This is a genomic window from Pseudomonas sp. IPO3778 (genome assembly GCF_013386825.1).
Lineage (GTDB): Bacteria > Pseudomonadota > Gammaproteobacteria > Pseudomonadales > Pseudomonadaceae > Aquipseudomonas.
This window is the reverse complement of the sequence record NZ_JACARC010000108.1, coordinates 1-12,668: the sequence shown is the minus strand read 5'-3', so window position 1 is coordinate 12,668 and position 12,668 is coordinate 1. Positions and strand designations below refer to the sequence as shown.

Annotated in this window: 11 protein-coding genes and 1 pseudogene; 3 read left to right on the top strand and 9 right to left on the bottom strand. The window is 61.3% G+C overall.

What is annotated here, in order from left to right; all coding sequences use genetic code 11:
• Positions 1-52 precede the first annotated feature (52 nt).
• The 3 genes from HX855_RS32475 to HX855_RS32465 all read right to left on the bottom strand — a co-directional run bounded on the left by HX855_RS32475 (position 53) and on the right by HX855_RS32465 (position 3,859).
• On the bottom strand, positions 53-1,399 hold the full coding sequence (locus HX855_RS32475) for an amidohydrolase (RefSeq protein WP_177089058.1): 1,347 nt from the start codon (positions 1,397-1,399) through the stop codon (positions 53-55).
• A 51-nt stretch (positions 1,400-1,450) separates the two neighbouring features.
• On the bottom strand, positions 1,451-3,610 hold the full coding sequence (locus tag HX855_RS32470; RefSeq protein WP_177089057.1) for a mechanosensitive ion channel family protein: 2,160 nt from the start codon (positions 3,608-3,610) through the stop codon (positions 1,451-1,453).
• Positions 3,611-3,682: 72 nt separating this feature from the next.
• The gene (locus HX855_RS32465) at positions 3,683-3,859 is read right to left on the bottom strand and encodes a hypothetical protein (RefSeq protein ID WP_177089056.1); all 177 of its coding nucleotides are present in this window, start codon (positions 3,857-3,859) and stop codon (positions 3,683-3,685) included.
• A gap of 177 nt (positions 3,860-4,036) precedes the next feature.
• On the opposite strand from HX855_RS32465, the pseudogene yegS reads away from it, so the two are divergent.
• A pseudogene (gene yegS, locus HX855_RS32460) lies at positions 4,037-4,961 on the top strand (lipid kinase YegS); the annotation flags it as partial.
• Here the strand turns inward: yegS and HX855_RS32455 are convergent.
• The 3 genes from HX855_RS32455 to HX855_RS32445 form a co-directional block, all read right to left on the bottom strand.
• Positions 4,923-5,582: a response regulator transcription factor gene (locus HX855_RS32455; protein WP_177089054.1), complete on the bottom strand. Its 660-nt coding sequence runs from the start codon at positions 5,580-5,582 to the stop codon at positions 4,923-4,925. The pseudogene yegS and the gene HX855_RS32455 sit on opposite strands and share 39 nt — an antisense overlap.
• Positions 5,579-6,472 carry a sensor histidine kinase gene (locus HX855_RS32450; RefSeq protein WP_177089053.1) on the bottom strand — a complete coding sequence of 298 codons (894 nt, stop codon included), beginning with the start codon at positions 6,470-6,472 and terminating at the stop codon, positions 5,579-5,581. Before HX855_RS32450 ends, HX855_RS32455 begins: the two co-directional genes overlap by 4 nt.
• Before the next feature lie 320 nt (positions 6,473-6,792).
• Positions 6,793-7,236, bottom strand: a complete 444-nt coding sequence (locus HX855_RS32445) for a hypothetical protein (protein ID WP_177089059.1) — start codon at positions 7,234-7,236, stop codon at positions 6,793-6,795.
• 550 nt (positions 7,237-7,786) lie between these two features.
• On the opposite strand from HX855_RS32445, the gene HX855_RS32440 reads away from it, so the two are divergent.
• Positions 7,787-8,722, top strand: coding sequence for a chemotaxis protein CheV (locus HX855_RS32440; RefSeq protein ID WP_017479493.1), 936 nt, complete (start codon positions 7,787-7,789; stop codon positions 8,720-8,722).
• Between the two features lie 39 nt (positions 8,723-8,761).
• The gene (locus HX855_RS32435; protein ID WP_177089052.1) at positions 8,762-9,568 is read left to right on the top strand and encodes an MOSC domain-containing protein; all 807 of its coding nucleotides are present in this window, start codon (positions 8,762-8,764) and stop codon (positions 9,566-9,568) included.
• A gap of 152 nt (positions 9,569-9,720) precedes the next feature.
• Here HX855_RS32435 and HX855_RS32430 read toward each other — a convergent pair whose 3' ends face one another.
• The 3 genes from HX855_RS32430 to HX855_RS32420 form a co-directional block, all read right to left on the bottom strand.
• Positions 9,721-10,005 (bottom strand): pyrimidine/purine nucleoside phosphorylase, encoded by a 285-nt coding sequence (locus tag HX855_RS32430; protein WP_014337306.1) that lies wholly within the window; start codon positions 10,003-10,005, stop codon positions 9,721-9,723.
• Positions 10,006-10,052: 47 nt separating this feature from the next.
• A complete protein-coding gene (locus HX855_RS32425; protein WP_177089051.1) occupies positions 10,053-10,595 on the bottom strand; it encodes an exonuclease domain-containing protein in 543 nt (180 codons plus the stop codon).
• A gap of 71 nt (positions 10,596-10,666) precedes the next feature.
• Entirely contained in the window at positions 10,667-12,595 is a 1,929-nt protein-coding gene (locus tag HX855_RS32420) for an acetyl/propionyl/methylcrotonyl-CoA carboxylase subunit alpha (protein WP_177089050.1), read from the bottom strand.
• Between the last annotated feature and the right edge of the window lie 73 nt (positions 12,596-12,668).

Genomic DNA, 12,668 nt, shown 5'->3' with positions numbered 1-12,668 from the left:
CGTAAGGGCGGAACCAATAGTGGCCGTTACCTAAATAACGGATATGCCCCCCTCAATCCCCCGCATTGGCATACAAATAATCCGTCGCCAACGATGCCAACGTGCGAACCCCAACCACCAACGCCGACTCATCCACAAAGAACCCCGGATTATGATTCGGCGCCGCCTTGCTCATGTCCTGATCCCGCGGCGTCACCCCCAGAAACACAAACAACCCCGGTGCTTCCTTGGCATAAAACGAGAAGTCCTCAGCCCCACCCACCAACGGGGCGTTGACCACGTCGCCATTCGCCGCCCAACGCAAACTCGGCAGCATCTTCTCGGTCAACGCCGGGTTGTTGATGGTCGGATCATACTTCTCAATGATCGTGACCTCAGCCTTGGCCCCACCACTCTCGGCAATCTTCTCGACGGTCTGGCGTACATCCGCATGCAGCTTCTGGCGAATGCCATAGTCGTAGGACCGAATGGTCCCACTCATATCCACCGACTCGGGAATGATGTTGTACCGCGTGCCACCGTTGATGGTGCCGATACTGACCACCGCCGGAAACGAAGAAATATCGGTACGCCGGCTGACCACCGTCTGCAGCCCCACAATGGTCTGCGCCCCCACGGTAATCGGATCAATCCCATCCCACGGCCGCCCGGCATGGGTCTGTTTGCCGAGGATCTTGATCCGCAGGTCATCCGAACTCGCCAGGGTCGGCCCCGGCCGATAGGCGATCTGCCCCGCAGGCACGCCGGCCCACACGTGAAGGCCAAACACCGCATCCGGCTTGGGCGATTTCATCACGCCTTCCTGCACCATCATTTTCGCGCCCCAGGTGTTCTTGCCGTCGGGGATAAAGTCGCTCGGGCCTTCTTCAGCCGGCTGGAAATAAAACACCACGGTCCCGGGCAGGCGATCGCGCATGCCGGTCAGAATTTTCGCCGTGCTCAGCAGGATGGCAGTGTGGGCGTCGTGGCCACAGGCGTGCATCACGTCGACTTCTTTATCGAGGTACACACCCTTGGCCTTCGAGGCGAAAGGCAGGCCGGAAACCTCCTTGACCGGCAGCGCATCCATGTCGGCGCGCAAGGCAACGGTCGGGCCGGGCAGGGCGCCTTTGAGGATCGCGACGACGCCCGTGCGGGCAACGCCGGTCTTGACCTCCAGCCCCATTTCCCGCAGTTGCCTGGCCACCAGCTCCGCGGTGCGATGTTCGGTGTTGCCCAGTTCAGGATGGGCGTGGATGTCGCGCCGGGTTTCCAGCAAGGCCGGTTCCAGCACTTTCGCCTGGGCGGCGATGGCTTCGCGGGCACTGTCCTGGCCGCTGCTGGCGGCGATGACCGCGCTGCTGGCAACGCCGCACAGCAGGCCGAATACCCACTGGTGTGTAAGACCGGTTAAACGCATAAGGACTCTCCATGATTATTGTTGTTGATCCTGTCGTCGTCCGGGCAGCGCTTATTCTTTCTCCTGCACGCCTCCGGCCGCCGTCACCACTTGTACGCTCAAACGCGGGGTGGCCAGGTCCAGCCCGGCCTCGTCCAGGTGACGCTTGAGGGACAGGTTGAACGCCCGCGACACCTCCCACTGCTTGATCGGCGCGGTCTTGAAGCGGGCGCGAAGAATCGCACTGCCGGACTCGAAACTTTCTACACCCTGAATCTCCAGCGGCGACCAGATGTTGCGCCGCTGCAACGGGTCGTTGCGCATCTTCTGCCCGACGTCGCGCATCAGCTTGATGGCGTCGTCGATTTCCATGTTGTAGGGAATCGCCACCCGGAAGATCGCGTAGCCGAATTCCCTGGAGTAGTTCTTGATGCTTTTGATTTCACTGAACGGAATGGTGTGCACGATGCCGTCGATGTCCCGCAGGCGCACCGTACGAATGGTCAAGCCTTCCACGGTGCCCAAGTGGCCGCCGACATCCACGTAGTCATCAATCGCCAGGGAGTCTTCGATGATGATGAACAGGCCGGTGATCAAATCCGCCACCAGTGACTGCGCACCAAAGCCGATCGCCAAACCGATTACACCGGCACCCGCCAGCAGCGGCGTGACGTTCATGCCCATGTTTGCCAGGGCAACGATGGCGGCGATGATGAAGATGGTCACGAACAGCACGTTGCGAATCAACGGCATCATCGTCTGCGCGCGCGCATTGGCCAGGCCTTTGCGCGAGCGGGTGAGGGCGTGGTGGATCGCGGTGTCGCTGAGGATCCAGATCAACCAGGCGAACAGCAAGGTGCCGGCGAGGCCGAACAGCTTGACGCTGATTTCATGGCCGTCGCCTTCGGTAAAGCGAATCAGCGACAGGCCCCAGACCCGCAGGCCCAGTTCGATAAACACCAGCCACACCACCAGGTGGGCGAGGGTGTAGACGAAGCTTTTGAGGCGATCGGAATACAGCGCATGGCGTTTGTGCCCACGCTGGGGCTTGAGGGAGTGGCGGCGGACCAGGCCGTTGATCACCATGCACAGCACCAGCAATACCGTGCACAGCAACGATTGACGCAGGGCGGTGCTGGTGTCGCCGGCGGAGACGAAGGTGGCGAACAGCGAGATGCCCACCAGCAGCAACGCCGGCAGGTACCAGAAGCTGCCGACGATTTCGATCGTGTCGCTCAGGGCGCGGCGGGTCAGGCGGCGGGACAGCGGCTGGTTGCGGATCAGGTGGGCGATGGGCCGGCGGAAACGCAGGATGAACACGCCGGTGGACAGTGCAGCCAGGACATTGGCGATGGTCGCCGCGACATGGGACAAGTGCTGGCCCAGGCTTTCGGCCAGGCGCGGGTCGCTGACGGCTTCGCCAAAGGCGGCAAAGCTGCCGATCAGCCACAACGGGCGAAAGGCCTGATGCCGCAGGATATACAGGGCGCGGTGGCGGTGCGGGCCGTCGAGCACGGAAAACGCGACGACGCAGATTGCCGAGAAGCACGTGCCCACCACCAGCGCGTAGGCCAGCACCATCGCCAGGGGTTTGCCGAGGGAGGAAGGCAGCGCGTAACTCATATAGACGGTGATCACCAACGCGATCAGCCACGGGCCGAGCTTGCGCAGGGCAAAGCGCAACAGGTCCCAGGTCTTGGGGTGTTGGGGCAGTTCTTCGGTCAGGCCGAAGCGCTCGCGCACCCGGTGGCTGAGCCAGATCAGGATGGCCGCGAGCAGGCTCCAGAGCATCAGGATCATCGCAAAGGCAAAGATGATCGGCAGCCATTCACTGGCCGGCAGCATCAGTGCGACCAGTTCATCCTTGGCCTGGTCGAACTCGTTGGACCAGCGATTGATCGGGCTGTCGGCACCGGTGAACTGTTGCTCCAGGCTGGACAGGGTGCCGCCGATCAAACCGAGCACACCCAGTTCGGCGGCCGGTTGGGCCTTTTGCGTGGTTTCCCGGAGTTTTTTCAGGTCGCTCAGCAGCTTGGTACGCTGCTGGTCGTTTTCCAGGGTCTTGATCACTTCGTCCAGGGACTGGCCCAACGGCACGTCGGCTTGCGGCTGGGTTTTGGTGCTGCTGCCCAGCAGGCCCGGCAGGCTCACGGCGTGGGCAGGCGTCATGGGCAGCAGGGTCAGCAGGCAGATAAACAGGCAGCAGGGCAGGGCAAAAAGACGGGCAAGCACGAGGCGGTCAACCTTAAAAACGACGAATTGACCGAGTGTACGAGGCCGCCCTGTGCAATGCGAGTGAGATTGTCATTCGGCGAGTTTGGCGAGGATCTTGTAAACCACGGTGCCGAGGATCAGCAGCATGCCGATCCACATGCCGAACACGCCAACGGGTTTGTCGCGAAAGTTGAAGCCAACGGCCAGGAGGATCATGCCGGTCAGGATGGGGATGAGCATGGAGTGGAAGGCGGACATGGTGATCATGGGGCGACGGCCTTGTCGGAGGGGAATGGGTACAAGTCTAGGTCGATTTTGCAAAGTGCACGTTGATCCCTGTCAGAAATGCGACAACCCCCGGTAAATTTTCATACCCAATGGCTTTTTTTCGATTGGCCACGGTCAACATCCCTCAGGAACCTTTAAACCCAGGAGCATTCATCCATGAGCACACCCAAGGCACTGTTGATTCTGCACGGCAAGCAAGCCCTCAACGAGCAGGTGCGGGCGGCGGTGCAGGGCAAGCGCGAGCAGGGCTGGGAGCTGGCCGTGCGTGTGACGTGGGAAGGCGGGGATGCCCAGCGTTTTGTCGAGCAGGCCCTGGCCGATGGCTACACCCGGCTGATTGCCGGCGGCGGGGATGGCACATTGCGGGATGTGGCCGAGGCGATGGCTCGGGCGAAGACTGAGGCCAGCCTGGTGCTGATGCCCCTGGGTACTGCCAACGATTTTGCCCGTGCCGCCGGCGTACCGCTGGAGCCCGGGCAAGCCCTGGACCTGCTGGATGTGCCCGCCCGTGCCATCGACCTGGGCGAAGTGGGCGGGCAAATCTTCCTTAATATGGCCACCGGCGGATTTGGCAGCCAGGTCACCGCCAACACCTCCGAAGACCTGAAGAAAGTCCTCGGTGGTGCGGCGTATCTGTTTACCGGCCTGTCCCGTTTCAGCGAATTGCGTGCGGCCTACGGGGAATTGCAGGGCCCCGACTTTCACTGGCGCGGTGAGCTGCTGGCCCTTGGGATCGGCAACGGGCGCCAGGCCGGCGGGGGCCATGTGCTGTGCCCCGACGCCCTGGCCGATGATGGTTTGCTGGAGATCAGCATTCTGCCGGCGCCCCAGGAAGTGGTCGGTACCCTGCGCAACCTGATGACGGACGGCTGGGGCCTGGACAATATGTTTGTGCGGGCGCGGTTGCCGTGGGTTGAAATCAAGGTCGCCGAAGGGCTGGCAATCAACCTCGACGGCGAGCCGCTTCAGGGTGATGACTTGCATTTCTCGGCGTTGCCCCAGGCGCTCCGGGTGCATTTGCCGGTGGATTCGCCGTTGCTGACTAATCGTCCAGGCTGATGATCTGCTCGCGCACCGCGAACAACACCAGGCCCGCCACGTCGAAAATCTGCAGGCGCTTCATGATCTGCGAGCGGTGGGCTTCCACAGTCTTGATGCTCAAGCCCAGGCCATTGGCGATTTCCCGAGTGGACTTGCCGCGCACGATCAGGCGCAGGATTTCCAGCTGGCGTGCCGTCAGGTTGTGGCTATGGGGCGGCGGGTTGGACTGGGCCTGATTGCGCACCAGCGCCTGGTTGATCACCGTGTGAGCAATGGCCGGGCTCAGGTAGCGTTCGTTGTTGCGCAAGGCCAGCAGCGCGTGTTCCAGCTCATTGGCCGTGGTGTCCTTGAGCAGGTAGCCATGGGCGCCGGACTCCAGGGCACACATGATCAGTTCCGGGTCGGTGTGCATCGACAGGATCAGTACTTTGCTCTTCGGGTAGGCGCGCTTGAGGTCCTTCAGCGCGTCGAGCCCACCGGTGTGCTTCATTGACAGGTCGAGCAGTACGATGTCGGGTTGCAGCGCCTCGAACCGCTCCAGTAACTGGGCGCCATCGCTGGCTTCGCCGACGACGGCGTAGCCGGGAATATCCATGACCAGCGCACGCACGCCGGCCCGGATCAGGGAGTGGTCATCCACCAGGAGTAAGTTGCACGTCACTCTAGAACCTTATGGGGGTTGGCCCGTTCGAGGGCGCGGGGCGCCCAGGGGAAAAGCGCTTCGATCCGTGTTCCAAAGCCTGGCTGGCTATTGATGGACAATGTGCCTCCCAGTTGATCAATCCGCTCAGACATCCCGGCCATGCCCCGTTGGCCTTCCAGGGCGGGGTTGATGGCGGGCGAGAAGCCCTGGCCGTCATCGCTGATAAACAGCGACAGGCCGTCGGGCAGGCGTTGCAGGCGTACCAGCAGGTTACGTGCCTGGGCATGGCGCAGCATGTTGGTGACGGCTTCCTGGGTGATGCGAAAGGCGGCCACGGCCATTTCTTCCGGGATCCCGGTCAGCCGTTGATGGCACTCCAGGCTCCAGCTTACCCGGGTGTTTTCCAGGGTCTTGAGCAGGTGCGCCCGCAGGCTGGCCTCCAGGCCCAGGCTTGCCAACTGCCGGGGGTTGAGGATGGCCGAGACGTCCTGCACCTTGGCCAGGGTTTCGTTCAAGGTGTTGCACAGCACTGAACAATGACTTTGCAGGTCTTCCGGCAGGCGGCGTTTGAGCCATTCACTTTGCAGCTTGGCGGCGGTCAACAGTTGGCCGATGTCATCGTGCAGTTCACGGCTGAGGCGGTGACGTTCGTTTTCCTGCACCTGCAACAGGCGGTCGGCCAATTCCTGGGGCTGGAACTTGATGGACTTGCGTGAGCGCCACTGTTGCAGGCCTATCACCACCAAGGTGGCGAGGTTCAATAACAGCAGGGCGGGAGGAAGATCGGCCGATTGTGCATAAGCCCACAGGCTGAGCAGGAATGAGCACAGGCACAACGCGAGGGTCATCCAGCGTGCATTGCTTCGGGACACGGACCTTGCGATGAGTGACTTCAGGCTGGCGTACATAGGAGGCGCGTTTCACGTTTATATGCATCATGAAGTTGAGTCACTTCGAGCGGGGCATGGTACCACCACTATTACCGTTGGTCGCCTGGCGCCGAGCGTGATGCGTACTATTAATCACGGCAACGCCCGGGGCGGTAGTCACGGAATTCAAATAGCGAGGGAGTTGTATCATTGAAGTTGTTTTGTATCAGTATTGTCGTTAGTGGCTTATTGATATTTTTCTGCCAATAACTGCGTTGCACGGGATTAGTTGCGCGTGTCGTTTTTGGGTAAGTCGCCCATTGAATGCGACATTTTTCTGGATTAAATGCGAGGGATACTCAGATCGCGTAGGGCATGGGGTGATGTTTATAACCAAAGCCGCTTTGCGGGATGTGTTGGGCCACAGTGGCAATCAGTACGGTTTGTTCGGTTTCATCCAGGCCGAGTTTGCCGGTTTTTGTGTCGATCAACTCCAATTGCCACGCCAGCAATGTCAAGCATGCATTCAGGGCGTCCAGCGCCTCGTCATGCAATTGCAGAGGGCTGGCAGCGTTGCTGATCAAGTACTGAACGTGCCGGGAAAACTCACCAATGGCCCGCAGCGCAAGAGCATCCGCCTTCTCCGCGAGTTTGATCAGGCTGTTTTTCATGCACTCGACGGCGTCGCTGTCGTTGCGAATCAAATGCAGGTGGCTCAAGCACTCTTGTGACTTGGCCAGCAGCATCTCCGCCTCGAGGAGGAACTCGGGAAGTGCAAGTTGCCACTCTTTGCCGTCGTTCATCATGCAAGTCTCCACAACATACGGTCGGATAATGAGATGTCACACCGGGTGAATGGCTTAAAACTACCGCTGAAATATGACGAAGATCTGTAGGTCGGTTCCGACTTCTCAGTAGGACTTTTATTTGATTGCGCGCCGCCATCGTCCGGGTCCCCCACATTTCTCAGGGTTATTCGCACAACTTCTTCGGTTGCCAAGACATAAGTCTTTGGACGACCCGTGGGCCGTGGGCTTGCGATAGCGAACAAAAGCCTGACTCCATTCATGCAATGAGAATGGCGTCACATTAATGGCTATTAGATATCGCGAATATCAGGTTGGTCCTGATTGTGGGTAGGGGAATCCCTTACATAGGGGAACCTCGCGCTGACTTTGTGGTCGCGCGGCGGCGGTGATGGGTGTTGCGTTGAAGCGGGTTCAGTAAAGCATGATGTCAGTGTGACATCAATGGATTTACATGGCATTTTAACGGGGTCAAGGTCCGGCGTTTGCTGCCGATAACCACCTTCAGTGACCCGCAGTATCCTTCCGCTAAACCCAGGAGTCTTTAATGGCTGGCATTCTCGACACGGTAGATCAACGCACACAACTGGTGGGTGAGAATCGCCTGGAGATCCTCATGTTTCGCCTGGCCGGGCGGCAGCTGTTCGCGATCAACGTGTTCAAGGTGCAGGAAGTGCTGCAACTGCCCAAGCTGACCCTGATGCCACAGCGTCATCCCTTTGTCTGCGGCGTGGTCAACTTGCGTGGCCAGACGTTGCCGGTGATTGACCTGTCCCAGGCCATTGGCATGCGCCCGCTGATTCCGGGGCCCAACAGCACCATTATCGTCACCGAATACAACCGCTCGGTGCAGGCATTCCTGGTGGGCGGTGTGGACCGCATCGTCAACATGAACTGGGAGGCGATCCTGCCACCACCGGCGAGTGCCGGGCGCCAGCATTACCTGACGGCCATCAGCAAGGTCGACGACCAGTTGGTGGAAATCATCGACGTGGAAAAAGTCCTCGCCGAAATCGTGCCCTACAACGCCAAGGTGTCCCGCGAGAAACTCGAAGACCCGGTGCTGGAGCGCGCCCGTGGCCGCGAAGTGTTGCTGGTGGACGACTCCAACGTGGCCCTGTCGCAATTGCGCGACACCCTCGGCCAGTTGGGGGTGAAGATGCACATCGCCAGCGACGGTCTCAAGGCCTTGAACATGCTCAAGGGGTGGGCCGACAGCGGCCAGGTGATGACCGACAAACTGTTGATGATCTTCACCGACGCTGAAATGCCCGAGATGGATGGCTACCGCCTGACCACTGAAATTCGCAACGACCCGCGTCTGCGCGGCCTGTACGTGGTGTTGCACACGTCCTTGTCCGGCAGCTTCAACGATTCGATGGTGAAGAAGGTCGGTTGCGACAACTTCCTCTCCAAGTTCCAGCCCGACAAATTGGTGGACGTGGTTCGTCAGCGCCTGATGCTGGACGAAGTACCGGCTTGAGCTTAGGGTGACGGCTTTGCCCCTCAGGAATGCAGGCCCATGCTTCGTCTCAGCGCGTTGTACCGATACCCCTTGAAGTCTGGCAAGGGTGAAACCTTGCAGCAGATCGGCCTGGACACGCTCGGGCTCGATGGGGATCGACGCTGGATGCTGGTGGACGAGGCCAGCGGACGGTTCCTGACCCAGCGGGCGGTGGCCAAAATGAGCCAGCTGTCGGCACTGTGGAACAGTGCCGGTGGCCTGACTTTGAGCGCCGAAGGGCAGGCTGCCCTTGACGTGCCATTGCCCGGCAGCGATGCCGAGTTACGCGGCGTGACCATCTGGCGCGACACCTTGCGCGTGCCGGATGCCGGCGATGCAGCGGGCGCCTGGCTCAGCGAGTTCATCGGCAAGCCCACGCGCCTGGTGCAAGTGCCGTTGGCGCGTGCGCGGACCACCGAGGCCGGCTACGGCAAGGATGATGACAAGGTCGGCTTTGCCGATGGTTTCCCGTTGCTGTTGATCGGCCAGGCCTCCCTGGATGACCTGTCCCGGCGGGTTGGCCGCCCCATGGAAATGCTGCGCTTTCGTCCTAACCTGGTGATCGAGGGCAGCGAAGCTTTTGCCGAAGATGGCTGGAAACGGGTGCGGATTGGCGACGTGGAGTTTCGCGTGGTCAAGTCCTGCTCACGCTGCATCCTCACCACCATTGACCCGGCGAGCGGCGAGCGCAGTGCCGACCGCGAACCCTTGGCCACGCTCAAGACCTACCGCGAACAAGAGGGTGATGTGATGTTCGGGCAGAACCTGGTCAACGATGGGGTGGGCCGCCTGGAAGTCGGCATGCCGGTGACGATCCTCGAATAACCGTCCGTGCAATAAAAAATGCCCGTCTCTCGCGAGACGGGCATTTTTTGTAGGAGCGAGCTTGCTCGCGAAGGGCGTTAACGATAACGCGTTCAATCGGGTTAAACGCGTCGCCCTTGGGTTCTTCGCGAGCAAGCTCGCTCCTACAGGGTTTAGCCGCGGTATTCGCACAGGTAGGCGGTGTCGACGGCGACTTTCAGCTGGAACTTGCTGTTGGCGGGCACGTTGAACTGGCTGCCGGCTTCAAAGGTTTCCCAGTCAGTGCTGTCTGGCAGCTTGACGGTCAGCGCGCCCGACACCACGTGCATGATTTCACGCTGGGCGGTACCGAACTCGTATTCACCCGGGGCCATGACGCCGATGGTCGCCGGACCTTCTGCAGTGCCGAAAGCGATCGACTTGACGGTGCCGTCGAAGTACTCGTTGACTTTAAACATGGGCGAATCCTCGGAAAAGGGTCAAGAAAGGTCGGCCAGTATGCCTTCTACACGGGCAAAATCAACGGCAGCAGCCGTGCGGTATTGCGCGCATCTTCCAGCGCCCGGTGCTGCTGGCCATGGAACTGCATGCCCGCCAGTTGCAGCGCGCCGTTGAGCCCCAGCGGCTTGTCCAGGCGCCGGGCCTTGGCGAAACGTTGCTTGAGGTTTACGTGGGGCGTCTGGCCCAGCACGCTGCTCAAGCCATGGCGCTGCCACTCCAGCTCCAGTTGTTGGCGGTCGTAGTCGCCCCAGCTCGCCCAGCCTTCCAGGCGTGCCTGGTGTTGACCGAGCCAGCGTTCGAACAGCGGCCATACGTCAATCAACGGCGCGGCAGTATCGATATTCGCCTGGGTGATGTGGGTCAGTTGGCGGCAGAACGGCGTCAGCAACGGCCTGCGCAATGGCCGCACGAAACGCTGGAAATGGTCCAGCTCGCGGCCCTGGCGGTTGACCAGGCTCACACCGATTTCGATGATTTCCATCTCGGTCACGGGCCAGCCGCCTTCATCCGTTGTGGCTTCAAGATCAATAATCAGCCAATGAGGCATCGCAGGTTCCCGTACTCTTCCCGTCCTGATGGGGATAGAGCGTAGCCAAGCCTGCTAGTTCCGCCCAGGCCTTACTCGATCTCCAGCAAAATCTGACGGCTCCTGACCTGATCTCCCGCAACCGCCTGGATTCGCTTGACCACACCACTCATGCCGGCCTTGAGTGGGTGCTCCATTTTCATTGCCTCCAGCACCAGCAACAGCTGGCCCTGGCTGACCGAATCGCCTTCGCGGACCCGAACCTCAACAATCGCACCGTCCATCGGCGCCTTGACCGTGCCGCTGCCGGCCTCGGCCTGGCGGGTGGCAACGGCCTGGGTCTGGTTCGTGATGCGCACGCCAGGCAGCCAGAGTTGCGTGCCTTGCAGGTGGTACGCGGTGCGGCGGCGGATGCCGTTGACGACGGCGGTGGCCCAGCGCCCGTCGGTGGTGAGGTCGCGTAGGTCGATGGCGTGTTGCTCAATCTCCACCTGCAGCCCGTTATCCGCCAGCACACTGAGGCTGACGGCCCGGGATTCATCCTGGTCGGCCAATTGCCAGGTCCACGGCACGCTGGCGTTGTTGCGCCAGCCGGAGACTGGCTTGGCGTGGGCGCTGGCGCTCTGTTGATAAAACAGGGCGGCGGCCAGGGCCAGTTCGTCGTGAGTCGCGTGGGGCGGCGTGATCTCGCTGAAGTGCTCGGCAATAAAACCGGTGCTGAAGTCGCCGGCGATAAAGTTTGGATGCTTGAGCAGGCTGGCCAGCAGGCGCTGGTTGGTGGCGACACCGAGCAGCACGCAATCTTCCACGGCCCTGACCAGCTTGCGGCGTGCTTCTTCGCGGGTGGCGCCGTGGGCGATGATCTTGGCCAGCATCGGGTCGTAGAACGGGGTGATGGGCTGGCCTTCCAGCACGCCATGATCAACGCGCACGCCGGCTGCCGTTTCCCAGCGCAGCACGTCGCCGGTTTGCGGCAGGAAGCCTTGGGCCGGGTCTTCGGCGTACAGGCGCACTTCCATGGCGTGGCCGCCGAGGGTTACCTGGTCCTGGCTCAGGGGCAGGGGGTGGCCGGCGGCGATGTGCAACTGCCAGGCCACGAGATCGAGGCCGGTGATCAGTTCGGTGACCGGGTGTTCCACCTGCAGGCGGGTGTTCATTTCCAGGAAGTAGAAATCGCCGTTGCGGTCGAGCAGGAATTCGACGGTGCCGGCGCCGACGTAATTGACGGCGCGGGCGGCCTTGAGCGCGGCTTCGCCCATGGCTTGGCGCAGCGCGGGGGTCATGACCGGGCAGGGGGCTTCTTCGATGACTTTTTGATGGCGGCGCTGGATCGAGCAGTCGCGTTCGCCGAGGTAGATCAGGTTGCCGTGGGTGTCGCCGAACAGCTGGATTTCGACGTGACGCGGGTCGATCAGGGCTTGTTCGAGGATCAGTTCGGCGCTGCCAAAGGCGTTTTGCGCTTCGGAGCGGGCGGTGCGCAGGTGGTCCAGCAGGGTGTCGGGGCTGTGTACCAGGCGCATGCCGCGACCGCCGCCGCCGGCACTGGCCTTGATCATCAGGGGGTAACCGATGTGGTCGGCTTGCTGTTGCAGGGTGGGGTCGTCCTGGTCGGGGCCCTGGTAGCCTTTGATGCAGGGGACGCCGGCGTTGAGCATGGCGATTTTTGAGAGGCGTTTGCTGCCCATCAATTCGATGGCTTCGGGGCTGGGGCCGATGAAGGTCAGGCCGGCTGTTGCGCAGGCTCGGGCGAAGTTGGGGTTTTCGGAGAGGAAGCCGTAGCCGGGGTGGATGGCATCGGCGCCGGTGCGGTGGGCGGCTTCGAGGATGGCGTCGATGTTCAGGTAGGACTGGTTGACCGGGGCGGGGCCGATGTTGATGGCTTCGTCGGCCATCTGGACGTGCAGGCTGTTGGCGTCGGGTGCGCTGTAGACCGCTACCGTGCGGTAGCCCAGGGCTTGGGCGGTGCGCTGGATGCGGCAGGCGATTTCGCCGCGGTTGGCTATGAGGATTTTGTTGAGCATGAGTGGGTCCTTGGTCTGTCGATCGAGTACATATCCATTCCTGCGGTAACGGCCGCTTAGGGTTCCGCTCTTA

Excerpts from the sequence above, each read along its gene's own strand:
- HX855_RS32475 (WP_177089058.1), bottom strand. The coding sequence starts at position 1,399 with ATGCGTTTAACCGGTCTTACACACCAGTGGGTATTCGGCCTGCTGTGC.
- HX855_RS32465 (WP_177089056.1), bottom strand. The coding sequence starts at position 3,859 with ATGATCACCATGTCCGCCTTCCACTCCATGCTCATCCCCATCCTGACC.
- HX855_RS32450 (WP_177089053.1), bottom strand. The coding sequence starts at position 6,472 with ATGTACGCCAGCCTGAAGTCACTCATCGCAAGGTCCGTGTCCCGAAGC.
- HX855_RS32445 (WP_177089059.1), bottom strand. The coding sequence starts at position 7,236 with ATGAACGACGGCAAAGAGTGGCAACTTGCACTTCCCGAGTTCCTCCTC.
- HX855_RS32440 (WP_017479493.1), top strand. The coding sequence starts at position 7,787 with ATGGCTGGCATTCTCGACACGGTAGATCAACGCACACAACTGGTGGGT.
- HX855_RS32435 (WP_177089052.1), top strand. The coding sequence starts at position 8,762 with ATGCTTCGTCTCAGCGCGTTGTACCGATACCCCTTGAAGTCTGGCAAG.
- HX855_RS32430 (WP_014337306.1), bottom strand. The coding sequence starts at position 10,005 with ATGTTTAAAGTCAACGAGTACTTCGACGGCACCGTCAAGTCGATCGCT.
- HX855_RS32425 (WP_177089051.1), bottom strand. The coding sequence starts at position 10,595 with ATGCCTCATTGGCTGATTATTGATCTTGAAGCCACAACGGATGAAGGC.
- HX855_RS32420 (WP_177089050.1), bottom strand. The coding sequence starts at position 12,595 with ATGCTCAACAAAATCCTCATAGCCAACCGCGGCGAAATCGCCTGCCGC.